22 protein-coding genes and 1 tRNA gene are annotated in these 23,322 nt (G+C 73.2%); 11 read left to right on the top strand and 12 right to left on the bottom strand.

The window, feature by feature from the left end; translation table 11 throughout:
• Positions 1-36 precede the first annotated feature (36 nt).
• The 6 genes from efeB to OG937_22320 all read right to left on the bottom strand — a co-directional run bounded on the left by efeB (position 37) and on the right by OG937_22320 (position 5,954).
• A complete protein-coding gene (efeB, locus tag OG937_22345) occupies positions 37-1,272 on the bottom strand; it encodes an iron uptake transporter deferrochelatase/peroxidase subunit (protein ID WUD74236.1) in 1,236 nt (411 codons plus the stop codon).
• Complete coding sequence (locus tag OG937_22340) at positions 1,269-3,155, bottom strand: copper resistance protein CopC (GenBank protein ID WUD74235.1); 1,887 nt, start codon at positions 3,153-3,155, stop codon at positions 1,269-1,271. The genes efeB and OG937_22340 overlap by 4 nt, the downstream gene beginning before the upstream one ends.
• A 10-nt stretch (positions 3,156-3,165) precedes the next feature.
• Positions 3,166-3,621 carry a copper chaperone PCu(A)C gene (locus OG937_22335; protein ID WUD74234.1) on the bottom strand — a complete coding sequence of 152 codons (456 nt, stop codon included), beginning with the start codon at positions 3,619-3,621 and terminating at the stop codon, positions 3,166-3,168.
• Positions 3,618-4,283: an SCO family protein gene (locus tag OG937_22330; protein ID WUD74233.1), complete on the bottom strand. Its 666-nt coding sequence runs from the start codon at positions 4,281-4,283 to the stop codon at positions 3,618-3,620. Before OG937_22330 ends, OG937_22335 begins: the two co-directional genes overlap by 4 nt.
• Before the next feature lie 77 nt (positions 4,284-4,360).
• Positions 4,361-5,125 (bottom strand): YcnI family protein, encoded by a 765-nt coding sequence (locus OG937_22325; GenBank protein WUD74232.1) that lies wholly within the window; start codon positions 5,123-5,125, stop codon positions 4,361-4,363.
• 94 nt (positions 5,126-5,219) lie between these two features.
• Positions 5,220-5,954 carry a hypothetical protein gene (locus OG937_22320; GenBank protein ID WUD74231.1) on the bottom strand — a complete coding sequence of 245 codons (735 nt, stop codon included), beginning with the start codon at positions 5,952-5,954 and terminating at the stop codon, positions 5,220-5,222.
• 213 nt (positions 5,955-6,167) lie between these two features.
• Between OG937_22320 and OG937_22315 the strand changes: the two genes are divergently transcribed.
• Positions 6,168-6,614 carry an ATP-binding protein gene (locus tag OG937_22315; protein ID WUD74230.1) on the top strand — a complete coding sequence of 149 codons (447 nt, stop codon included), beginning with the start codon at positions 6,168-6,170 and terminating at the stop codon, positions 6,612-6,614.
• 106 nt (positions 6,615-6,720) lie between these two features.
• Here the strand turns inward: OG937_22315 and OG937_22310 are convergent, their stop codons facing one another.
• A complete protein-coding gene (locus OG937_22310) occupies positions 6,721-8,178 on the bottom strand; it encodes an aminopeptidase P family protein (protein WUD74229.1) in 1,458 nt (485 codons plus the stop codon).
• 76 nt (positions 8,179-8,254) lie between these two features.
• Positions 8,255-9,646, bottom strand: coding sequence for a serine/threonine-protein phosphatase (locus OG937_22305; protein WUD74228.1), 1,392 nt, complete (start codon positions 9,644-9,646; stop codon positions 8,255-8,257).
• Positions 9,647-10,234: 588 nt separating this feature from the next.
• Here OG937_22305 and OG937_22300 point away from each other — a divergent pair.
• A complete protein-coding gene (locus tag OG937_22300) occupies positions 10,235-10,897 on the top strand; it encodes a bifunctional DNA primase/polymerase (protein WUD74227.1) in 663 nt (220 codons plus the stop codon).
• Between the two features lie 148 nt (positions 10,898-11,045).
• Positions 11,046-11,576, top strand: coding sequence for a hypothetical protein (locus OG937_22295; GenBank protein WUD74226.1), 531 nt, complete (start codon positions 11,046-11,048; stop codon positions 11,574-11,576).
• Between the two features lie 202 nt (positions 11,577-11,778).
• On the opposite strand, the gene OG937_22290 is transcribed toward OG937_22295, so the two are convergent.
• The 3 genes from OG937_22290 to OG937_22280 all read right to left on the bottom strand — a co-directional run bounded on the left by OG937_22290 (position 11,779) and on the right by OG937_22280 (position 14,425).
• Positions 11,779-12,750: an SEC-C domain-containing protein gene (locus tag OG937_22290; GenBank protein ID WUD74225.1), complete on the bottom strand. Its 972-nt coding sequence runs from the start codon at positions 12,748-12,750 to the stop codon at positions 11,779-11,781.
• Between the two features lie 110 nt (positions 12,751-12,860).
• Positions 12,861-13,469: an ATP-binding protein gene (locus OG937_22285; GenBank protein ID WUD74224.1), complete on the bottom strand. Its 609-nt coding sequence runs from the start codon at positions 13,467-13,469 to the stop codon at positions 12,861-12,863.
• A gap of 71 nt (positions 13,470-13,540) precedes the next feature.
• Positions 13,541-14,425 (bottom strand): glycerophosphodiester phosphodiesterase, encoded by an 885-nt coding sequence (locus OG937_22280; GenBank protein ID WUD74223.1) that lies wholly within the window; start codon positions 14,423-14,425, stop codon positions 13,541-13,543.
• 154 nt (positions 14,426-14,579) lie between these two features.
• Between OG937_22280 and OG937_22275 the strand changes: the two genes are divergently transcribed.
• The 6 genes from OG937_22275 to pip all read left to right on the top strand — a co-directional run bounded on the left by OG937_22275 (position 14,580) and on the right by pip (position 19,947).
• Positions 14,580-16,175: a trypsin-like peptidase domain-containing protein gene (locus tag OG937_22275; GenBank protein ID WUD74222.1), complete on the top strand. Its 1,596-nt coding sequence runs from the start codon at positions 14,580-14,582 to the stop codon at positions 16,173-16,175.
• A gap of 59 nt (positions 16,176-16,234) precedes the next feature.
• Positions 16,235-16,321: transfer RNA gene (locus OG937_22270), tRNA-Ser, on the top strand.
• A gap of 152 nt (positions 16,322-16,473) precedes the next feature.
• On the top strand, positions 16,474-16,638 hold the full coding sequence (locus OG937_22265; protein ID WUD74221.1) for a hypothetical protein: 165 nt from the start codon (positions 16,474-16,476) through the stop codon (positions 16,636-16,638).
• 50 nt (positions 16,639-16,688) lie between these two features.
• Positions 16,689-17,090: a hypothetical protein gene (locus OG937_22260; GenBank protein WUD74220.1), complete on the top strand. Its 402-nt coding sequence runs from the start codon at positions 16,689-16,691 to the stop codon at positions 17,088-17,090.
• 476 nt (positions 17,091-17,566) lie between these two features.
• A complete protein-coding gene (locus OG937_22255) occupies positions 17,567-18,934 on the top strand; it encodes an FtsK/SpoIIIE domain-containing protein (protein WUD74219.1) in 1,368 nt (455 codons plus the stop codon).
• A gap of 50 nt (positions 18,935-18,984) precedes the next feature.
• Entirely contained in the window at positions 18,985-19,947 is a 963-nt protein-coding gene (pip, locus tag OG937_22250) for a prolyl aminopeptidase (GenBank protein ID WUD74218.1), read from the top strand.
• 27 nt (positions 19,948-19,974) lie between these two features.
• Here pip and OG937_22245 read toward each other — a convergent pair whose 3' ends face one another.
• Complete coding sequence (locus tag OG937_22245) at positions 19,975-21,459, bottom strand: multicopper oxidase family protein (GenBank protein ID WUD74217.1); 1,485 nt, start codon at positions 21,457-21,459, stop codon at positions 19,975-19,977.
• A 462-nt stretch (positions 21,460-21,921) separates the two neighbouring features.
• Between OG937_22245 and OG937_22240 the strand changes: the two genes are divergently transcribed.
• Both OG937_22240 and OG937_22235 read left to right on the top strand, forming a co-directional pair.
• A complete protein-coding gene (locus tag OG937_22240; protein WUD74216.1) occupies positions 21,922-22,227 on the top strand; it encodes a hypothetical protein in 306 nt (101 codons plus the stop codon).
• Between the two features lie 195 nt (positions 22,228-22,422).
• A complete protein-coding gene (locus OG937_22235) occupies positions 22,423-23,322 on the top strand; it encodes an OB-fold domain-containing protein (GenBank protein WUD74215.1) in 900 nt (299 codons plus the stop codon).

Below are 23,322 nucleotides of genomic sequence, written 5' to 3'. Positions count from 1 at the left end.
GTCTGTCAGCCTAGGCCCTGCCGCCGAAGTCCCGCCTCAGGACTCCAGCAGCCGCTGGCCGACGTACTCGCCCGGTGCCGCGCCGCCCGGGACCGCGAAGAGCCCGCTGGCCTCGTGCCGCAGGAAGCGCGACAGGCCGTCGCCCCGGTCGAGTTTGCGCTGCACCGGCACGAACCCCTTGAGCGGGTCGGCCTGCCAGGCCACGAAGAGCAGTCCGGCGTCCGGTGCGCCGTCGTCACGGTAGCCGTCGTGGTACGAGTACCCGCGCCGCAGCATCGCCGCGCCGCCGTTGGAGGCCGGGGCGGCGACGCGGACGTGCGCGTCGGCGGCGATCGCGAAGGTACGGCCGTCCGGGCCGAGCTTGTCGAGGTCGGGCCTGCTCGCCTCGGTGCCGCCGGACAGCGGGGCGCCGTCGGCCTTGCGTCGCCCGATCACCTTCTCCTGGCGCTCCGGGGGGAGGTTGTCCCAGGTGTCCAGCAGCATGCGGATGCGCCGGACGACCGCGTAGGAGCCGCCCGCCATCCACTGCGGGGAGCCGGAGGCGGGGACGAAGACGCGGGCGTCGAAGTCGGGGTCGGAGGGCCGGGGATTGTTGGAGCCGTCGACCTGGCCCATCAGGTTGCGGGCGGTGCGGGGCTCGGCGGTCGTGCCCGGGGTGCGGTTGAAGCCGTTCATCTGCCAGCGCAGCGTCGCCGTGCCCGCGGCCTCCTTCTGCAGCACGCGCAGGGCGTGGAAGGCGACCAGGGCGTCGTCGGAGCCGATCTGAATCCACAGGTCGCCGTCGCTGCGCCCGCGGTCGAGCGCGTCGGAGGCGAAGTCCGGCAGCGGGGCGAGCGCCTGCGGCATCCGCCCGGTCAGCTCCGTCCGGGCGAAGAAGCCGCGGCCGAAGCCGAAGGTGACGGTGAGCGAGGACGGCCCGGCGTCCAGGGCGATCTGGTTGTCGCCCGACGGGGCCCGGCCCTCCGTCATCGCCTCGGCCGCCGTCGACCAGCGGCGCAGCAGCGCCGCGGCGCCCTTGCGCCCGGCGCCCGCGGCCAGGTCGAAGGCGACCAGGTGGCCGCGGGCCTGCAGCGGGGTGGTGATGCCGGCCTGGTGGGTGCCGTGGAAGGGGACGGCCGTGGCGCCGACGGAGGTCAGCGCGGTGGCCTCGTCCCGCGTGGCGTGCGCGGTGACGGCGCCCGAGGTGCCGCCCACGAGCAGTCCCGCGGCGCCCGCCGCTCCGGCGGTGCCGAGCAGACGGCGCCGTGAGAGGTCCTGAGGGCGGTCGTTCATGAGCCGATCTTCACTACCTTCGTGCGGGTGACCTGGTCGATGTCCGAGGTCCGTACGGTCACGGCGACCGTCCACTCCCCGGGGACCGGGATCTGGACGTTCTCGGCGCTCCAGTGACCAGTGTCGATCTTCCCCAGCGTCACCGGGATGGGGCCGATCTTCTTGGACTTCAGGGTGAAGGAGACCTGCACCTCGGGGACGTCGAAGGCCCGTCCGTCGGGGGAGGTGACCAGCAGGTGGAGTTCGTTCTCGGCGACGCCGCCCGGGTCCAGGGTCACCTCCGCCTCGCCCTTGCCGTTCGTGCCGCCCGTGTCGAACGGGATCCTCACGTCCAGCGGCTCGGGCACCTCGGACACCGGCGCGGAGGCCTGCTGCTGCGCGGCGCCCTCCTCGGCGGCCCTGCCCGGCTGGGTGCCGGTCAGCAGCGTCGTGACGGCCAGCACCACGACCGCGACGGCCACCTCCGCCAGCACCGACTTGCGCAGGCCCGTGCGCTCGGTGTCGGCGTCGCGGTCCTTGCGGGCCCGCTCCTTGGCCAGCGCCGCCTCCTGGCGGGCCAGCTGTTCGGCACGCTCGGACGCACCCCCGCCACCGCCGCCGGCGCCCTTCCGTCCCGCGGCGACCGGCTGGGCGACGGCGGGCTTGCCGCGGACGGCCGTGTCGCCGAGCCGCGCGGTCCAGCGGCGGGACAGCCAGGCCAGCTCCACCAGGAGGATGACCAGGCCGATCTTGACCAGCAGCAGCTGGCCGTAGCCGGTGGACACCAGCGCGTCCCAGGAGCCGAGCTGGCGCCAGGACTGGTAGACGCCGGTGACGACCAGGGTCACCACCGCCCCGAAGGCGATCTTCGAGAAACGCTGCACCACGGCCCGTTCCACGCGCTGCCCGCTCCACAGCGCGACCAGCAGCGCGGTGAGACCGCCGAGCCAGACGGCCATGGCCAGCAGGTGCACGATGTCGACGGGCATCGCCACCGAGGCCTGGATGCCGACCGAGGCGTGCTCGGCCATGGCCCATGTCGCGGCCAGGCCGACCGACACGACCGTGCCGCCGATGGCCAGGCCCCAGGCGAGGTCCTGGCGTTCGACCGGGTCCTCCCGCTTGGCCCAGCTGCCGAAGAGCACGGCGATGAACACCGCGCCCGCGGCGAGCAGCAGCAGCCGGGACACCAGCGCGGCGCCGGGCCGGGTGTCCAGGACGTCCCGCACGCCGCCGAGGTCGAAGGCGTCGCCCAGCCCGCCCCCGTTGGCGTAGGGGGCGCGCAGCATCAGCAGCAGTATCGTCGCGGCGACCATCGCGGCCCAGCCGGCGGCCACCAGCCGCCGCATCGACCGCGTCCGCGCGCCGTCCGGCCAGCACACGCCGATGAAGAACGCGGCGCCGACCAGCAGTGCGAAGCCGAGGTAGGCGGCGTAGCGGGCGATGTCGTACAGGGTGCCGACGGTGCCCCCGCCCACCTCCTGGTCGGGCAGCTGGACGGAGGTCTTGGAGGGCGCGCCGATGGAGAAGGTGAAGGCGCCCGCGACCGGGTGGCTGTCGGCCGAGACGACCTTCCACGCGACGGTGTACGTGCCGTCGCCGAGCCCCGGGCGCAGGGCGACGGCCGCGGTCGTGCTCCCCCTGCCGCCGTCGTTCGCGTCGCCGGTCTCGGCGCGCTTGCCGTCCGGGCCGAGGACCCGGATGGAGTCCCTCGACAGCAGCACACCCTCGGAGAAGGACAGCCGCACCTGCGCCGGCGCGGTCTTGACGACCGATCCCTGGGCCGGGTCGGAACCGACCAGCGCGGCGTGCGCGGACGCCGGTGCCGCGGTGCCGAGCAGCAGGCCGAGCACGGCGAGCGGTACGGCCAGCAGCCGCAGCGCGGACTTCGTCATCACCCTCATGGCGCTCTCCTCAGTCCCCCGGGTGGTAGCCCGCGGGCTTGACCGGGACCCGTACGTCGATGGTGTCGGCGTCGTCGAAGTGCAGCCGCAGCGAGACCTGCTCGCCGGCCGCGGGCTTGTGCTCCAGGTCCGTCAGCATCAGGTGGTTGCCGCCGAGCGCGAGCGTGAGCCGCCCGCCCGCCGGGACCGTGAAGGAGGTCACCCGGCGCATCCGGTTGTCCTCGGTGCTGTGCAGGGTGATGTCCCCGGACAGGTCGCTGGTGACGGAGGTCAGCCGGGCGTCCCGGTCGCCGGTGTTGCTGACGGTGAAGTAGCCGGCCGCCATGTCCGCCAGCGCTGGCTGCGGGATGTAGGCGCCGCTCACCGTCAGTTCGGGGCCGTCCGGTGACCCGGAGCAGGCCGTGGCGCCGAGCAGCACCAGGGCCGCCGCCACGGGGATCCGCCGCAGGGAGCGGGTCGGGGTCACGGCGTCCGCCCCGTGATGATCTTCGGCAGGTCGGCGGCGAACTCCTCGGACGTCGTGCCCGACATGTACAGCGCGTGCGCCTTGTCGTCCTTCGGCGAGTACGCGATGACCTGGGCGCCGTGCGTCACGGTGATGCTGCCGTCCTTCTCCTTCACCGGCTTCTCCACGTCCACGCCGAGCGAGCGCGCGCCCGCCTGGATCGTGGCGAAGTCACCGGTGAGGCCGACGAAGGACTTGTCCTGCGCGCCCAGCCATTCGCCGAGCCGCTGCGGGGTGTCGCGTTCGGGGTCGGTGGTCACGAAGACCACGAGGAGTTCGTCCTGCTCGGCCGCGGGCAGCTTCGACTTGGCGATGGCGATGTCGCTCATCGTCGTCGGGCAGACGTCCGGGCAGTGGGTGTAGCCGAAGAAGAGCAGGGTCGGCCGGCCCTTGGTCCGCTCGACGAAGTCGTACGTCGCGCCGTGCGTGTCCGTGAGGATCATGTCCGGCTTCTCGAACGGCGTGTCCAGGACGGTCGCGGCCTTCGGTGTCCCCTCGACGGAGACGACCGGCCCGGCGCCGGAGGTGTCCGCCCCGCCGTTCGGGCCGCCGCAGGCGGCGAGGGTCAGGGCGAGTGCGGCGACGGCGGCGGCCGAGGCTGCCGCCCTGAGGGTGGTACGCATCAGGGGTTCCCCAGGAATTCGTTGCGGCGCCGGGGCGGCCGCGGTGCGTGCGCGGCGGCCGCCCCGGCGATGGTGCGTCAGGCGGACGGGGTGCCCGCGCCGCGACGGCGGCCGGCCACCACGCCGAAGGCGACGCCGAGCACGCCCACGACGATGCCGACGATGCCCAGCACCCGGGCCGTGGTGTCACTGGCGTCGGCGGAGGCGGCCTTCTCGGTGGCGCCGTCGCCGGACGCCGAGACGGCCTCGGCCTTGGCGTCGTCCTTCTTGTCGTCAGAGGTGGAGGCGTCGTGGCCGTGGCCGTCGTCCGCGGCGTCGGCCAGGGTCAGCACGGGCGCCGGGTGCTCCGGCTCCTCCTGGCCCTTCTGCTGCTCCTCGATCCAGCGCACGACCTCCTTGTTGTCGTACGTCTGGAGCGCCTTGAAGACCAGCTGGTCGGTGTCCTCGGGCAGCGGGCCCAGGGAGACGGGGAACTGCTGGAACTCGCCGGGCTTGATCTTCCCGCCGCTCCAGGTGATCTTCGTGACGGCCTCGGTGAGGTCGCCGTGCCCGGTCTTCAGCGGGGTCTTGAGCTTGGTCTTGGTGATCTGCACCGTCCAGCCGGGCACCGGCTGGGTGGAGACGGAGGCGATCGGGTGGTCGCTCGGCAGGTTGACCTCGACCTTGATCGTCGAGGCCTTGTCGTCCTCGTTGGGGACCTTGAACGCGACCGTGCTGTAGCCGCCCTTGGCGGCGTTGCCGGGCTGGACGCTCACGTGCGCGAAGGCGGGGACGGCGGTGGCGAGCACGGCCGCCCCGGTGACGGCGGCGAGGGCGGTGGCGCGGCGCATGACGGTGTTCATGATGCGGAGACTCCACGGTGACGGAGGGAAGGTGACGGATGGCACGCGTGCGGCGCGCGACTCCGCCCTCGTACGTCGGTGGAGCGGGTCGCGTTCAGGCCGCGGGGGCGTACGCCGGCGGACCGCGCCGGGCCAGGCTGTGCCGCAGCAGCACCGTGCGCGGCACGCGGGTGGAGCCGCCGGCACGGCTCGGGACGAGGACGGCGCGGGGCTCGGCCGGGCTGCCCGACAGCAGGAGGCGTACGAGCGCGACGGCGTGGCGCAGGGCGCCGCCCGACAGCTCGGCCAGCCCGCGGGCCGACAGGGCGACCAGCCGCCACAGCGCGGCCTCGCCGCGGCGCAGCAGCCAGCCGGCGGTCACCGCGGCGACGACGTGCCCGAGCAGCATGGGGAGGCTGTAGGAGAGCATCGTGCTCTCGGCGGCCGCGGAGGGCATGCCGGGCATCGCGGGCATGCCCACCATGTGGCCCGTCCCGGCCGCGGAGTGCGCGTGGGAGCGCAGCGCCGCCGCCCGCTCGTCGCAGAGCAGCCGCCCGGCGATCTCGGCTATCCCGCCGGCACCGCAGACCCCGCCCACGTTGAACAGCACGTGCAGCACGAGTTGTCCGCCCGCGAGCCCGGTCGCGATGGCGGGCATCGAGCGCTCCCGCCCGGCGAGCGGCGCGACGACCGCGAAGACGGCCAGCCAGCCCACCGCCAGCGTCCAGCCGGGCACCCCGTGCCCCGACGCCAGCATGTGCGCGCCCGCGGACAACACGACGCAGACCGCGGTGAACACCGCGGCCCGCAGCAGTCGCAGATCGGCGCCGGCGCGCACGGGGGTAGACATGACGGGCGTCATCTTCTCACCGCGCGCCCGCCTTGCGAACGGCGGGTCCCGGAACACGCCGGTCTGTGCTATGGCGTCCGGCGGCGTTCCTACCACCCGCCTGAGGAGCGACGGCATCCGCCGTATGGCTGGCATCACGTCAACGCCACGCTTACCGACCGTGTTTCGGGGCAATACGTATCGGTATGTCGAGCCGCAGCCAGGAGGCTGAGCATGAGCATCTGGTGGTCCCTCCATTTGCGGCGCGAGGCTGCGAGCGTTCCGCTCGCCCGCCGGCTCCTGCTGGGGACGATGGAGACCGCCGGGGTGGACCCCGACATCTCCTACGACCTGTCGGTCGCCCTCACCGAGGCCTGTGCCAACGCCGTTGAGCACGCCGCCCACGGCGAGTACCGGGTGACGGCCCGCATCGAGGGCGATCGCTGCCGCATCGAGGTGGCGGACTCCGGCCCGGGCTTCGCCCCGGACCTGCGCCGTACGCACCACTCCGTACGTCCGCTGGCGAAGAAGGACCAGCACGCCGAGCACGGGCGCGGGCTGTTCCTGATCGAGGCGCTGGTGGACCACGTCCACTTCCACAACCGTCCCGGGCACGGGGCGGTGGTCAGTTTCGACAAGATCCTCAAGTGGCGGGACGACTCGCTGCTCAAGGTCTCCTAGGCGACAGGGCCCAGGCGTACGGGGACCGGGGCCGGCCCGTGACGCACGGAGGCCGGGGCCCCACGGAGGTCCGTGGGGCCCCGGCCGTCGGTCCGGGCGGCGGGGGTCAGCCCTTGAGGGCGGCCATCCAGCGCTCGACCTCGTCGGAGCGGCGCGGCAGGCCGTCGCTGAGGTTCCGGTTGCCGTCCTCGGTGACGAGGATGTCGTCCTCGATGCGGACGCCGATGCCCCGGTACTCCTCCGGCACGGTCAGGTCGTCGGCCTGGAAGTACAGGCCCGGCTCGACCGTGAGGACCACGCCCGGCTCCAGCGTGCCGTTGACGTAGGTCTCCGTGCGGGCGGCGGCGCAGTCGTGGACGTCCAGGCCCAGCATGTGGCCGGTGCCGTGGAGGGTCCAGCGGCGCTGCAGGCCGAGTTCGAGGACGCGGTCGACCGGGCCCTCGACCAGGCCCCACTCGACGAGCTTCTCGGTGAGCACGCGCTGGGCGGCGTCGTGGAAGTCGCGGTACGCGGCGCCCGGGCGGACGGCGGCGATGCCGGCCTCCTGCGCCTCGTACACGGCGTCGTAGATCTTCCGCTGGATGTCGCTGTACGTGCCGCTCACCGGCAGCGTGCGCGTGACGTCGGCGGTGTAGAGGCTGTGGGTCTCCACGCCGGCGTCGAGCAGCAGCAGGTCGCCGGAGCGGACCGGGCCGTCGTTGCGGACCCAGTGCAGGGTGGTGGCGTGCGGGCCGGACGCGCAGATGGAGCCGTAGCCGACGTCGTTGCCCTCGACACGGGCGCGCAGGAAGAACGTTCCCTCGATGTAGCGCTCGGAGGTCGCCTCGGCCTTGTCCAGGACCCGGACGACGTCCTCGAAACCGCGCGCGGTGGAGTCGCAGGCCTTCTGCAGCTCGCCGATCTCCCACTCGTCCTTGACCAGCCGCAGCTCGGACAGGAACTCCTTCAGCTCGGCGTCGCGCTCGGCGGTGACCTTGTCGGTCAGCGCGGCCTCGATGCCGGCGTCGTAGCCGCGGACGACCCGCACCGGGCCGCCGGCCTCGCGCAGCACGTCGGCGACCTTGCGGACGTCGGCGCACGGCAGGCCCAGCAGGACCTCGCCCTCGGTCAGGCTGTGGCGGCGGCCGGTCCACAGCTCGCCCTGGCCGTCCAGCCAGAACTCGCCGTTCTCCCGGGAGGAGCGGGGGAGCAGGTAGGCGGTCGCGTCGTGAGATCCGTCACCGTTGGGCTCCAGGACCAGGACGGCGTCCTGGGTCTGGTCGCCGGTGAGGTGCACGTACTCGCTCGCGGCACGGAAGGGGTAGTCCGTGTCGTTGGCGCGGGTGCGCAGGTTGCCGGCCGGGACCACCAGCCGCTCGCCGGGGAAGCGCGCGGACAGCGCCGCGCGCCGCTTGGCGGCGTACGGTGCCTGCTCGATCGGCTGCAGGTCGCGCAGTTCGGTGTCGGCCCAGCCGGACTTCATCACCTCGGTGAGCTCGTCGGAGACGGCCGGGTACAGGCCGTTCTTCCGCTGCTTGATGGGCTCGTCGCCTTCCGGGGTCTCCGGAGCGCGGTCCTCGGCCACGTCATGCCTCCTCGCAGTAGACCACCCCATCGTAAGTGGGTGGGCGGGGAGGACCGGCGGCGGTCCCCGCCGGTGGTCAGTCGAAGCGGGCGGCGAGCAGGACGACGTCCTCGGTCGGGTGGGGGTCCTCGCGGTCGCCGGGGAGCATGGCGTGCAGGACGTGCTCCACCAGCTGCGCCGGGTCGTCCCGGGCGGTCCGCGGGGCGGACGCCGCGGCCGCGTGCAGGCGGGCGAAGGCGCGGTCGACGGGATCGCCGGTGCGGTGCAGCAGGCCGTCGGTGTAGAGCAGCAGGGTCTCCCCGGCCAGCGCCCGGAACTCGACGCTGGGCGCCTCCCAGCAGCTGAGCATGCCCAGTGGCGCGGACAGCGAGGTCTCCACGTACTCGACCCGGTGCCCGCCGACGATCAGCGGGGGACAGTGCCCGGCCCCGGCGACCAAGACCTTCCGGGAGGCCGGCTCGGCGTAGGCGAACAGGGCCGTCGCCGACCGGGCGGGCTCGGTCAGCCGCAGCAGCAGCTCGAGGTCGGACAGGACCGCGACCGGGTCCTCGCCCTCCATCACCGCGTACGCCCGCAGGGAGGCCCGCAGCCGCCCCATCGCGGCGACCGCGCTCATGCCGCCGCCGCTCACGCCGCCGACCGACAGCCCCAGCGCGCCCTCGGGCAGCGGGAGGGCGTCGTACCAGTCGCCGCCGCCCCCCGCGGCCGGGCGGTGCCGCACCGCCAGACGGACCCCGGGGACCCGGGGCAGCCGGGTCGGCAGCAGCTCCTGGCGGAGCGTGGCGACGGTGGCGCGGCTGCGGTCGAGCTCGAGCAGCCGGGCGAGGTGCTCGGTGGCGTGGCGGCAGTACAGGCCGATGAGGTGGCGCTGCCGTTCGCCGGGTTCGGCCGGCTCGTCGTAGAACCACAGGGCCGAGCCCAGCCGGCCTGCGGAGTCCGCGGACAGCCGGAGGGCGTAACTGGCGCCGAAGCCGAGCCGCAGGGCGACCTCGCGGTGGCGCGGGCCGAGTCCGGGCTCGCGGCACAGATCGGTGTGGATCTCCTCCGCCGGCACCGCCTCGGGTGCGGCCGGCAGCGGGACGGTCTCCAGCGCGCCGAGCTCGGCCGGGCCGAGACCGAGGCCCACGACGGTGGCCGGACCGAGCCGGTCGACCGGGGAGACGGCGGCCAGTCCGCGTCGCGCACCGACCAAGGTGCCGCCGGCGCGCAGCAGTTCGCGCAGCGCGTCCTGCAGGGTCGCGGTCCTGGCCAGCCGCCCGGTGAGCTCGTGCAGGGTGGTCAGGTCGGAGATCCAGGAGGCCATCCGGTCCTGGGCCGCGGTGAGTTGGCCGACCGGATCCGGCGTCCCGGAGTGTGCGTCCGGGTCGGCCGGATGGGATTGTTGTTCGACCGCGGGGGAGGAAGTGTGCGCCGGTGTCGGAATGGGTGCGTCGATTCCGGCCACTTTCGGTAGGCGCGCGGCGCTCATGGCCGCCGGCTTTCACGCTCTTCGTCGTGACGCGGCGACGGCTCCGCAGAGCAGCGCATTTCCCTCAATAGCATCGCAAACCCCCAAGCTCGTGCTGCGCCGCTATCAATGGATTACCTTGTACCGCCTACTCGTGGGTGTGTCCAGGATTGCGCAGGTGGAAGGGCTGGTGTCGGCGCGTCCGAGGAGATGCAGGACTATGGCCGAAAAAGGGCACCGCGTGCCACAATTAGTTGTCGACTGAAGGGGTTCGACAGCGCGTCATATCCATCGCAGCGGGTACGTAAGGGATGGGAGTTGGCGGCCGCAGGAACCCGGCGCCCTGCCAGGGCGTCATAGACGGAGACGGCCGACCCTCCCCCCATGGCGGGGTGTTGCACAGCCGGCGGGACCGCACACAGCAGCAAACGCAAGCACACGCAGCAGTTCCCAGCACTCCGCAGGACGAACAAGCGCCAGTGTGCGCCACCCCCCGCCACGTTCCACGCTCGGCTCGAGACGTGATGCGCTGCCTCGTAAGCGGTGTGTTCCAGATTACGTTGTGTCATGGGCAGATCCCTGAGCGCCAACGGAAAGGAACGAGCGCAGATGCGCGAGATCCTCGGAAAGCGACGCAAGAGCAGTCCTGAGCTGCTGCGTGCGGCGCTCACCTGCGCCGAGCGGTGGCAATGGCCCGTGGTGCCCGGAGCCGGTACGGACGCGCGGGGCGGATGCGCCTGTCTGCGGCCCGACTGTCCGGTGCCGGGCGCCCATCCGCACGATCCGGGCCTCCTCGCGGCGACCCGCGATCCACGGATGGTCCGCTGGTGGTGGACGCGGCGGCCGGACCAGCCGGTCGTGCTCGCCACGGGCGACCGGGTCTCGGCGGTGAGCCTGCCGGCCGTCGCGGGAGCGCGGGCGCTGGGCGTCTTCGACAAGCTGGGGGTGCGCACCGGCCCGGTCGTGGCCACCCCCACGCGCTTCGCGGTCCTGGTGGAGCCGTACTCCCTGGAGGAACTGGGCGAGTTGCTCGACCGCCACGAATGGGTGCCGACCTCGCTGCGGTACCACGGCGAGGGCGGCTACCTCGTCCTGCCGCCCTCGCCGGTCGGATCCGACGGTTCCGACGGCACCGCGGGGGCGCGCTGGGTCCGGCGGCCGGTGGTGGACCCGGGCGACCGGGCGCCGTGGCTGCCCAGCGTCCGGGTGATCGTCGACACCCTGGTGCAGGCGGGCCGCACGGCGCCGGACGGCAGCCGGCTCTCGTACTGAGCGGGACCCGGTGAGGGGTCCCGCGGGAGGTGCGTGACGGTCGCCGTCCCCGTCGGTCGTCACTCGTTCGGGTAGGAGCGGGGGCCGTTGCCCTGCGAACGGGCAACGGCCCCCGCTCCATGTCCGTTTCTCCCGCTATGTTCTGTGCATGATGCGTGCGCCGAACCTGCGGATGGCCGCCCTCGCCACGGTCGTGGCGGTCGCCGCGATGCTGCCCCTGACCGACGCCACCGCCGGGCCCGTCCTCCCCGCGGTGCCCGTGGACGTCACGACGGCGCTCACGGACGACAAGCCCTTGTCAAGCGGTCCCGGTGTCTTCGACGCCCTGCCGAAGCTGGCCGGATCCGAACGCCAGACCGCATCCTGCGGTCCCCAACTCACCTCCGCGGAAGGCCTGCGGGCGCAGACCTGCACCATCGACGAGGACGGCGACACCTGGGCGCGCACGCACTACAGCAACTCCACGGGCCGGCCCCTGGACGGGGTGCTGAGCCTCATGCGGCCCGACGGCGGGACCGTACAGGCGCGGTGCGTCATCACCGCGGACGCGGGGAGCGGGAGCTGCGAGACGCCGCGCGAGCCGACGGTGGCGGGGGCGGCGGAGCCGTACACGGCGGTGGCGGAGATCGCCGAGCGGGGCGGGGAACGCCCGTTGCTGCGCAGCGGATCCGCGTACTGACCCGCGCATGGAAACGTCCGGTCGCTGGCGACGGGGGATGCACCAGCGACCGGACTGTTTAAACGGTAACAAGACTTCGCCCGTACGCAAATCCGGGGTACGGGTTCCGGCCCGGGTTCCGGGCCCGGCCGGCAGCGGCTGTGACCAGGATCACCCGGGCGCGATCATGGCCTGAACTGCGGCTACCGGCGCGGGAGACCGGTCAGCTCAGGGTGATCTGCCGGTTGGTGAAGCCGCTGCGCGCCCGCCGCTCCTCCGCCGTCAGCGGGGTCGTCCGCTCCAGCACCTCGGCCAGCCGCTCGCCGAAGGCCGCCGCCGGCTTCTCGACCTCGTCCGCGAAGACGCCCGTCGGCAGGTCCCACACCGGGACGACCAGCCCGTGCGCCCGGAACGAGCCCACCAGCCGCGTGCCCTCGCCCAGCGACGAGGCGCCCGCGGCGTGCAGCCGGGCCAGCGCGTCCAGCAACTGCTCCTCCGGGTGCGGCATGACCCAGCGCAGGTGGTTCTTCTCCGGGGTCTCGCACCAGTACGCCGCATCGACACCGGTCAGCCGCACGGTCGGGATCACGGCCGCGTTCGCCCGCTCCAGCGAGGCGGCGACCTCGCCGGTGGCGGACTCCGCGTCCTCCAGCCAGAACTCGAAACCGGTGTGCACCACCGGCTCGAACGCGGCGTCCAGGTCCAGCAGGTCCTGCAGCCGGGGACCCTCGGGCGCCGGGCGCTCCCCGCCCACCGGGTTGCCCGGCTCCGCCTGCAGCGCGCGCAGCAGGGTGTCGGCCAGGTCCCGGCTGATGTCCCCGGAAGCCGTGTCGTTCTGCAGGCCCAGCAGCACCGTGCCGGTGTCACGGCGCAGCCCCGGCCACGCCATCGGCAGCACGGTCGCCAGCGTGACGGACGGCACGCCGTCGGGCAGCGGGTCCTTGAGCGTCAACGCGGCCGTGGCGGCGGGCACCAGCTCGCGCAGCGCCACCCAGTCGCACTCGGCCGGCAGGCCCTCGAACGGCCGTCGCACCAGCTCCGTCACCGCGTGCGCCGCCTCACGGCCGTGGCACGCCTTGTAACGCCGTCCCGAGCCGCACGGGCAGGGTTCCCGGGCCCCGACGACGGGGATCTCCCCGTCGGTGATCTGCGGGCGGGCAGGGGCCTTCGTCTTCGTCGGGCGCTTCTTCGCCATGGCTCGATCTCTCCCGGTAACGGCGGTGTTCCGGCCGTGAGCCTAGCGCCACGCCGTCCGCCCTCATCGGAGGTCGCGCCCGTGGAGGCCGGGCAACTCCCCTGCGGGGGCTACGGGAGGTCGTCGAAGGGGTCCGCGAAGTCGATCGGGATGTCGAGTTGGGGCACGAGGTCGTCGCGCCGCGCGTGCCGGCTGCGCACCGCGAGCATCGCCCACACCGTGACCTCGCCGGGGGCGTCGCGCACGCCCCAGCGCAGCGACAGGTTCCGCACGATGCCGAGCCCGCGGCCGCCGCGGGCGGTGAGCGAGGGACTGGCCGGAAGCGGGCGGGTGGGCCCGCCGCCGTCGGTGACCTCCACCGTCAGCAACCCGTCCTCGTCGATCCCCCAGGCGGCCCTGATGCCGCTGCCGCCCGAGGACGGCGCGTCCTCGCCCAGCGGCCGGGCGTGCCGGCAGGAGTTGCTGAGCAGTTCCGACAGGATGAGCACCGCGTCGTCGACGACCGGCTCCGCGACCCCGTACGCGCACAGTTCCTTGCGCAGCCTGCGCCGCGCCTCGGCCACGCCCGCCGGACCATGAGGCAGGGCCATGGTCGAGGACGTCGGCACCTCCTGGGCCACCACCAACGCCACCCCCGAGACCTCCTTCACCCCACGCCACGGGATGGATGCCCTCTCGTTCTGGGCCGGAAACCGGCCAACTGCGATCTCTTGGGGCACACACAACGATCGAACAGGTTCCGAACGCGCCGGTGCACACCACCCGGGGAGGGAGGGAATCCGTATTCCCTTCAGCAGCACCCGAGTTGGGCCAGAACCTGTCGTGGGCGGTTGGTGATGACGGCGTCGACGCCCAGTCGCACGCAGAGTTCGACGTCCTCGGGTTCGTTCACCGTCCACACGTGGACCCGGTGCCCCGCCTCGTGCAGCCGCTCCACGTACCCCGGGTTGGAGCGCAGGATGCGGATGCCCGGCCCGGCGATCCCCACCCCGGCCGGCAGCCGGCCGTCGCGGTGCCGGGGCAGTACGTACTGCATCAGGAAGACGGTCGGCAGGTCGCGCGAGGCCATCCGGATCCGGCGCAGGGAACGGGAGGAGAAGCTCATGACACGGACCCGGGACGGCTCGCCCGGCTCGGGCCACAGCATCCCGAACCGGTCCAGCAGCTCCACCAGCCGTTCCTCGACCTGCCCCGCCCAGCGCGTGGGGTGCTTGGTCTCGATCGCCAGCTCCACCCGGCGGCCGGTGTCCGCGACCAGTTCCAGCAGCTGCTCCAGGGTCAGGACGCGGCTGAGCTCGTCCGGGTCGCCGTCGGTGCGGTCGGGGGCCTCGGCGTCGGCGTCGAGGAGGGAACGCAGCTCCGCGGACGGGCGCCGCCGCGTCCCGCCGGCCCTGCCGGCCCCTCCGGCGCCCGGCTGCGCCTTCCAGCTGCCGAAGTCCAGGGTCCTCAGGTCCGCCAGCTCCAGCGCGGAGACCGCGCCCCGCCCGTTGGAGGTGCGGTTCACCCGGCGGTCGTGCACACAGACCAGCGTGCCGTCCGCGGTGAGGCGTACGTCGCACTCCAGGGCGTCCGCGCCGTCCTCGATCGCCTTCCGGTAGGCGGCGAGCGTGTGCTCCGGGGCGTCCTCGGACGCTCCCCGGTGAGCCACGACCTGGATCGCGCGGAGATCAGTCACCGGGCTATCGTGCCATCCGCCGGGCCGGGAACGGCCGCTGCTTACGGCGGCCTGACACCCGGTGGGAAAAGCTGTGTCCATCACGACGGTCGTCGTACGTACCGTAGCCGTAACCGTACGCACGGCATACAACGCATATCCGAGGAGAACAGCCGTGAGCACCGAGAACGAGGCCGGCCCGGTCCCGGCGGCGCTGCCGACGCAGCCGCCCGCTGACGCTGGGTCCGCCGCTCCCGCTGCACCTCCCGTGCCCCCCGCCGCCCCGCCCGCCGCTCCCCCGGCCCAGGCGCAGGCGCAGGCGTCGGCGCCGGGCCCGGCCGCCCCCGCGGCTCCGGAGGCTCCTGCGGCTCCTGCGGCCCCTGCGGCCCCTGCGGCCCCGGCGCCCGCCGCGGTGGCGCCTCCGGCCGGTCCCCCCGTCGGACCCCCTGCCGGACCTCCCGCCGCGCCTCAGGCCGCGCCTCAGGCCGCTCCCCCGGCCGCCCCCGCGGCACCGCCCGCCGAGGTGCACACCGCGCCCCTGCCGCCGGTCGCCCCGCCGCCCACCCAGCCGTACGGCGGTCCCGTCGGGCCCTCCGGCCCCATGGGCCCGTCCGGTCCCGTGGGCCCGGTGTGGGGCACGCCGGTGCCGGCCGCCCCCGCGCCCAAGAAGCGCGGCAACGGCGGCCTGGTCGCCGCCGTCCTGGTCGCCGCGCTCGTCGCGGGCGGCATCGGCGGCGGGGTCGGCTTCTGGGCCGCGGACCGCAACGACAGCTCCTCCTCGACCACCGTCTCCTCGGTCGGCAACCCCAAGGACCTCAGCCGCGCCGCCGACTCGGTCGCGGGCATCGCCAAGCAGGCCCTCCCCAGCGTCGTCACGATCGAGGCCACCGGCCGCCAGGAGAGCGGTACCGGCACCGGTTTCGTCTACGACAAGGAAGGCCACATCCTCACCAACAACCACGTCGTGGCCCCCGCCGCCGACGGCGGCAAGCTCACCGCCACGTTCTCCGACGGCAAGAAGTACGAGGCCGAGGTCGTCGGCCGCGCCCAGGGCTACGACGTCGCCGTCGTCAAGCTCAAGGGGGTCACCCCCGACAAGCTCACCCCGCTCGCCGTCGGCGACTCCGACAAGGTGGCCGTCGGCGACTCCACCATCGCCATCGGCGCCCCCTTCGGGCTCTCCGGCACCGTCACCACCGGCATCGTCAGCGCCCTGCACCGCCCCATCGCCTCCAGCGACGGGGAGGGGTCCAACGCCTCCTACATGAGCGCCATACAGACCGACGCCTCGATCAACCCCGGCAACTCCGGCGGCCCCCTCCTCAACTCCGAGGGCGCGGTCATCGGCATCAACTCCGCGATCCAGTCCACCGGTAGCGACGGCACCTCCCAGTCCGGCAGCGTGGGCCTGGGCTTCGCCATCCCGATCGACCAGGCCCGCCGCGTCGCCGAGGACCTGATCAAGAACGGCGAGCCCGTCTACGCCGTCATCGGCGTCCACGTCGACTCCAGCTACAGCGGCGAGGGCGCCAAGATCGCCACCGGTGCCGACGCCGTCACCTCCGGCGGCCCCGCCGACCAGGCGGGCCTGCGCTCCGGCGACGTCATCACCAAGTTCGACGACACCGTGGTCGACTCCAGCCCCACCCTCATCGGCGAGATCTGGCAGCACGAGCCCGGCGAGAAGGTCAACCTCACGTACACCCGTGACGGCCAGACCCGCACCGCCACCCTCACTCTCGGCGAACGCAAGGGCGACAGCAGCAGCTGAGCCGACCCGTTAGGCTGTCCCCGCGCCGCCCGGCCCACCAGCCGGACCCCGCGGCGCGGGGAGAGTTGCCCGAGCGGCCTAAGGGAACGGTCTTGAAAACCGTCGTGGCAGCGATGTCACCGTGGGTTCAAATCCCACACTCTCCGCAGTAGGCCGGCGAAGGCGCTGGACAGAAGGGGTGCCCCAAGACACGGGGGCGCCCCTTCTTCGTGCGCGATGGTCGCTGTGGATCCGGAAAACCGGATGCCGCACGCCGGACCTGGTGCGGCACCACGGCTCGGCCCTACAGTCCCTGATCATGACCTCGACAGACACCGTGTTCGAACTCGCGCTCCGCCGACGCGGTGGAGGGTTCCACTTCTACTACGGCACCCCCGGATTGGGGCTGGCGCTGCTGTGCCTGATCACTGTCGTGGCGGTCGTGATCTGGTGGCAGGTCACCAAGCGACGTGATGGCCGATGATCGGACCGCGCTGAACTTCGGGTAGTGGGGTGCAGGCAGGAGGCGCGGGGATGAGCGTGATGTGGGCGGCGACCGCGCCGGAATCAGGACGATTCTCCGCATTTGAGAGGCGCTCGGACGTGGCGGCTCTGGCGGAACGCTTCGGCGAACTGCGCACCCGTGGCCAGGGGTACGTTGAAGTCCGGCTGTCAGGCAGTGGCTTTCCCTTGCTGGCTCTGGGCTTTCGCGGTGATCAAGCGGTCATCCATCTGTTCGATGACGCGGACAGGTCGTCCCTTCTCTGCGGCGATGGCACCGCCGCGGCGGATGCCGTTGTCGAAGTCCCGGTCATGGACGACCTGGTTGTCTTCAGTGGCGATTTCGTCCTGGCTGTCGATCGCGCCTGGCTCCTGGTTCGCACGTTCATCCAGGCGGGGGCGCCTGGCGAACTGGGCGAGTGGCGTGAGTTGTGACCACGGCGCGAGCCCCGCGTGCCTGAACGGGACCGCCGCAACAGGCCCCTGGACGAGTGCGACGGCGTGCCGGCCGGATCATCGGAGGCCGAACCTCGGTCCTGAGCAGGGCCTTATTGGTCGCCTACACGCTGGGGGAAGGTATTGAGAACCGTCCTGGCGGCGATGTCACCGTGGGCTCACGTCCCACGCTCTCCGCACCGGGCCGGCGAAGGCGCTGGACGGAAGGGGTGCCCCAAGACACGGGGGCGCCCCTTCTTCATGCGGCGGGGACGGGTGAAGGCCTCGACGCCGCCGTACGCCGGCCCTGTCGGGGCCGACCGTCCGGCGAACCGCCGGTGTCGGTGACCGGGCGGCGGGGGCGGGGGTGAGAGAATACGCTTAACGGTCAAACCGGGCATGGGATCTGCTCGCGTGCCGCGGGCGGTCACCGCGCCGGTGCAGGCCGCCGTCCCGAACGGCAAGGGCTGATCACCATGACGGGTGTCGCGCTCCTGGGTCTGCTGCTGGCCTCGGCCGGTGGCCTGGCCTATGCCCGTCGACGGTTCCCGGTGGCGTTCTGGCTGTTGTTCGGGCTGCCGCTGGCCTGGGGGCGGTTCCTGTCGACCTACGGTTCCACGATGGCGGCGTGCGGGCTGGCCGTACCGCCGTCGTGGGCGCGGGCGTTGGCGGGGCGGGCGGCGGGGCGCAAGGAGGTGCGGCCGGTGCCGCCGAGGATCCGGCGGGTGGGCGGCTCGCTGACCGGCATGCGGGTGCGGCTGCGGCTGCCGGGCGGGCTGGAGCCGGCCGATGTGGCCGCGGCGTCCAACCGGTTGCGGCACGCGTGGGGCGTGCACGCGGTGCACGTGGTCGAGCTCGGCCCCGGGGTGGTCGAGTTGCGGATGACCGGCTACGACGTGCTCCGCGACGTACGGATGCCGCGCCGCCTGCCGTCCGGCCCGATGGTGGTGGCGGTGGCGCTGCGGGACGACGGGACCGCCTTCGTGCGGAACTACCGGGAGATCCCGCACGCGCTCACCCTCGGGGCGAACCAGTCGGGCAAGTCGGTGTACCAGCGCAACCTGATCATGAACCTGGCCCGGTTGCCCGTGGCCCTGGTGGGGATCGACTGCAAGGGCGGGGTGGAGCAGATCCCGTACGCGTCCCGGTTGTCGGCCCTGGCGACCGACCGGGAGCAGGCGGCGGAGCTGCTGGACGCGCTGGTGGGGGAGATGGAGCACCGGTTCGCGGTGCTCAAGGAGTGCCAGCGCACGGCGCTGGACGCCGCGGACGAGGAGGTGGCCTCCGACATCTGGGGGCTGCCCGCGTACGTGCGGCCGGTGCCCGTCGTGGTGCTGGTCGACGAGGTCGCCGAACTGTTCCTCAGCGCGACGAAGAAGGACGAGGAACGCCGGGACCGCATGGTGGCGAACCTGATCCGGCTGGCGCAGCGGGCCCGCGCGGTCGGCATCTACCTGGAGATCTGCGGGCAGCGCTTCGGGGTCGAGCTGGGCAAGGGCGCCGCGACGCTCCGGTCCCAGCTCTCCGGTCGCGTCGTGCACCGCGTCAACAAGCAGACCGCCGAGGTGGGTCTGGGCGACATCTCGTCCGAGGCGATGGCCGCCGCGACCGCCATCGCCCCGGACCGGGTGGGGGTCGCGGTGGCGGGCGACGCCTCGGGCGGCTGGTCCCACATCCGCACCCCGCTGGTGTCGATCGCCGAGACCGCGGCCGTGTGCCGGGCCCACGCCCATCTGGTGCCCGACCTGCCGGCCCTGGACCGGTACCGCCCCTCCGCCGAGGGCGAGGAGGACGGACCGGCGGAGCCCGGGCCCTTCCCCCGGCCCCGCTCGGGCCCCGAGTGAGGACCGGTAGCCTCGCGGGGTCGTTCACCGGTGCGGAGGAGGGGATCGTGATGGCAGCAGCGGGATTTCCGCTGATCGAGCCGTACGCGTCGGGGCTGCTCGACGTCGGGGACGGGCAGCGCGTCTACTGGGAGACCAGCGGCAACCCGGACGGCAAGCCGGTCCTGTGCGTGCACGGGGGCCCGGGCTCCGGGGGGAAGCGGGGCAGCAGGAAGACCTTCGATCCCGAGGCGTACCGGATCGTGCTGTTCGACCAGCGGGGGTGCGGGCAGAGCCTGCCGCACGCCTCGGACCCGGCGGTGTCGCTCGAGCACAACACGACCGAGCACCTGATCGCCGACATGGAGCGGCTGCGCGAGCACCTGGGCGTCGAGCGGTGGATGCTGTACGGCGGTTCGTGGGGCTCGACGCTGATCCTGGCGTACGCGCAGCGGTACCCGGAGCGGGTGTCGGAGATCGTGATCGTCGGGGTCACCACGACCCGGTGGGAGGAGATCGACTGGCTCTACCGCGGCGTGGCCCGGCTGGTGCCGGGGCCGTGGGAGGCGTTCCGGGACGGGGTGCCGCCCGGCGAGCGGGACGGGAACCTGCCGGCCGCGTACGACCGGCTGCTGAACGGTCCGGACGCCGCGGCGCGGGAGAAGGCCGTACGCGACTGGGTCACCTGGGAGGACGCGGTCATCGCCCACGAGACCAACGGCAAGCCGGGGGCCTACGGTGACCGGCCGGACGACGACCTGGTCGCCTTCGTGCGGATCTGCGCGCACTACTTCGCCAACGGCGCCTGGCTGGAGGACGGGCAGCTGCTGCGGGACGCGTACCGGCTCGCCGGGATCCCGGGGGTGCTGATCCACGGGCGGCTGGACCTGGGCAGTCCGCTGACGACCGCGTGGGAGCTGGCGAAGGCGTGGCCCGACGCCGAGCTCCAGGTGATCGACGACTCCGGTCACACGGGCAGCCCCACCATGGGGGAGGCGGTCGTTGCGGCGGCGAGGCGCTTCGGCACGCGCTGACGCGGACGGTCACTTGCCGCGGGGCGGTCACTTGCCGCGGGGACGGGGCGGGACGATGTCGAGCACGGCCATCATGCCCATGTCCTCGTGGTTGAGGATGTGGCAGTGCAGCACCGTCCGGCCGGTGAAGTCCGTGAAGGGGATGCGGATGACGACCCTGCCGCGGGCGGGCACGTTGACCGTGTCGAACCAGCGGTGGTCCGGGTCGCCGGCCTTCCCGTTGGTGCTCATCAGCTGGAACTGGTTGGTGTGGACGTGGAAGGAGTGCTCCTCGTCGCTGTCGTTGCGGACGGTCCACTCCTCGACGGTGCCGAGGACGGAGGTGAAGTCCACCCGGTCCGGCGCGTACGTGCGGCCGTTGACGTAGAACACGTCGCCCGCCGCGTTCTCGGTGAACACCACCGTCTTGCGGTCAGCGACCGTGGCGTGCGCCAGGTCCTCGTTGGGGGCGAAGTCCGTCGGGATCCGCGCCGGGGTCACCGGGGTGCCGCCGGTCACGACGGTGGCCAGGTCGGTGCGGGGGAACCGGTTGCCGGCCTTGCCGGTGTCGTAGGCGAGGGTCTCCAGCGTCGTGGTGCCGGGCCGGCCGCCGCCCTGCACCAGGACCTCGAACCGGGCGCCGGCGGCGACGACCAGCGTGTCCGCCGTGTAGACCCGGCGGACCGGGTAGCCGTCCTGGGCGATCACGTGGAAGCGGCTGCCCTTCAGGTGCAGGCGGTAGTAGATGTTGGCGCCGATGTTGGCCAGCCGCCACAACTGGGTCTCGCCGGGTCGGATGCCGATCACCGGGTTCTGCTGCCCGTTGACGGTGCGGTTGGTGCGCGTCCCGATTTTCAGTTTGTGGGTCCTGATCGCGTCCCCGTGGATCTGGAAGTCCTTGAGCGCGACGACGTGCTCGGTGATCCCGCGCAGGGACGGGGGCAGGTACCGCCGCAGGCCGTCCACGACGATGACGCCCGACTCCCCGCCCGCGACCTGGGCGGCGGACATCATGTCGGCGTGCGAGTGGTACCAGTAGGTGCCGGGCGTGATGGTGCGCGGCAGCCGGTAGGTGTAGTGGTGGCTCCGGCCGTACGTGACGGCGACGAAGATGTCGTCGGCGGGGCTGCGCGGTGAGACGTGGAGCCCGTGCACGTGGACGTTGGTGTCCTCGCGCACCCGGTTGGTCATGGTGAGGTCGATGCGGTCGCCGGGCCGTACGCGCAGCGTCGGCGGCATGTACGTCCCGTTGTAGGTGAGGGCGTACAGCCGGTGGTCGCCGACCCGGACCTTGCGGCGCTCGACGACGATGGTGGCCTTGAGCACGCCGTCGCGGCTGACCAGTTCCGGGGGGTCCTGCAGCCGTGGGCCGGGTCCCGCCGGGGGCGCCTGCCGGTCCTGCGGGGCGGGCCGGTCCGGGGCGTGGGGGTGCCCGGACGGGGCGTGCCCCGCGCAGCCGGCGAGCCAGGCGGCGGCGAGGAGCAGTGCGGCGACCAGCCGGGTCAGCGGGGTTCGGGCGCGGGACCGGGTCACATCTCTCCCCTGGGGAAGCGGTGCGTCCGGGCGGGGACGTCCGGACGCGGGGCGCGACGGGCGGCGGGGGTCCGTCAGCCGGAGCGTAGGAAGCGGACGGCCGCCGCCCGGCGCGCCACGCACCGGGGAGGTGCGGCATCCGCTCGAACGGCGCCGCGGTGGCCACCCGGGCGGCGGCGCCGGCGGGGAGGATCGGGTCGCCGAGGTTGGCCGAAAGTCGTGCCGTAACGATTCCGCGCCCACCGGGCCCGGGTTGTGGTGGCCGGGACGCGGCCGAGCGGGTCAGCGGCGGCGGTTGTGGAGGTTTGTCGACAGATCGTCACGCTTGCGAGCGAAAGGGATCAAGGTCCGGCTTGTCCGTCGTGGTGCTGGGCAACTCTGCTTGCGGCGACGTCGCAGAGCCGGCGGAGCGGTCGGCCGGCCGCGCCGCGCACCTCGTATCCACTCCTCGGAGGGAAACACATGGCAAGCATCCGTACCGCCCGAGTCGTGTCCGCCCTGGCCGCGCTGCCGCTCGCGGCCGCGCTGTTCGCCGGCACGGCGGTGGCCGACAACGGCGCCGTGGCGGGTGGCACCTCCAACGCGACCGTGGTGAGCAACAGCGGCGGCAACGTGGGCCGCGACAACTTCGGGACGGTGACGACGACGCAGCAGGCGGCGACCGGGGCGGGGGCCTCGAACCAGAACAGCACGGCCAGCGTGGTGGGTTCGGCCTTCACCACCATCAACCAGCCGACGCTGAACATCCACTTCGGCCCCATGTGGTGAGCGGACCGGCCCGCCGGGGCGGGCCGAGGGGCTGAAGGGTCGACTGCGCGACGGCAACCTCACTGCCGTCGCGCAGTCACGTCCGGAGTTTTCCACAGCCTGTGGACGACTCCTTCCGTCCGGGCGTCTTGACAGTGGCGCCGCTCTCTCGCCAATCTGACGATCAGTCAGAAACTGGGGGCGGTGGCGGCGACGATGACGACCGACGACCTGTACGAGCGGCTGGTGGCGTACGAGGGGCGCCCCGCCGCCGTCGCGGGCGAGGGCAAGGACCCCGTCAACCCGTCCATGATCAGGCACTGGTGCGAGGCGCTGGGCCATCCCGTCCCGCAGGACGGCACGGCACCCGCCCCCATGCTCCAGGTGTGGACCATGCGCGGGCTCCCCGGGCCGGGAGGCGTCGCCGGGGGCGGTTCCCGCGCCGGCGCCTACGACGAACTCCTCGCGCTGCTCGACGAGGCCGGCTGCACCGCGGTCGTCGCCACCGACTGCGAGCAGGAGTACCTGCGGCCGCTGCGCCCCGGCGAGCGGATCACCTTCGACGCGGTGATCGAGTCGGTGTCGCCGCGCAAGACCACCCGCCTCGGCAGCGGCCACTTCGTCACCACGCGCATGGACGTCCGGGCGGACGGCGAACTCGCCGGCCGCCACCGCTTCCGCATCCTCAAGTACGCCCCCGTGCGGGCGCCGGGCGAGCGGCCGCGACGACCCCGCCCGGTCGTCAACCGGGACAACGCCGGGTACTGGGAGGGCGTCGGGCGGCACGAGTTGCTCATCCAACGCTGCTCCTCCTGCGGCACCCTGAGGCTGCCGTGGCTCCCCGGCTGCAACAGCTGCGGCTCCGACGCCTGGGACACGCTACCGGCCTGCGGGCGCGGCACCGTCTTCAGCCGCGTCGTCGTGCACCACCCGCCGTTCCCCGCCTTCGACCCGCCGTACGCGGTCGCCCTGGTCGAACTGGCCGAAGGGGTCCGCCTGCTCGGCGGCGTGGTCGGCGTGCCGTACGAGAAGGTGCGCATCGGCATGCCGGTGACGCTCGAGTTCCGGCAGGCCGACGGGGAGCCGGCCGTGCCCGTCTTCCGCGCGGAGGTGTGA

Origin of the sequence: Streptomyces sp. NBC_00510, assembly GCA_036013505.1 — a bacterium.
Classification (GTDB): domain Bacteria; phylum Actinomycetota; class Actinomycetes; order Streptomycetales; family Streptomycetaceae; genus Actinacidiphila.
Note: the sequence above shows the minus strand (reverse complement) of the source record. Positions and strands in the feature narration are given on the sequence as shown.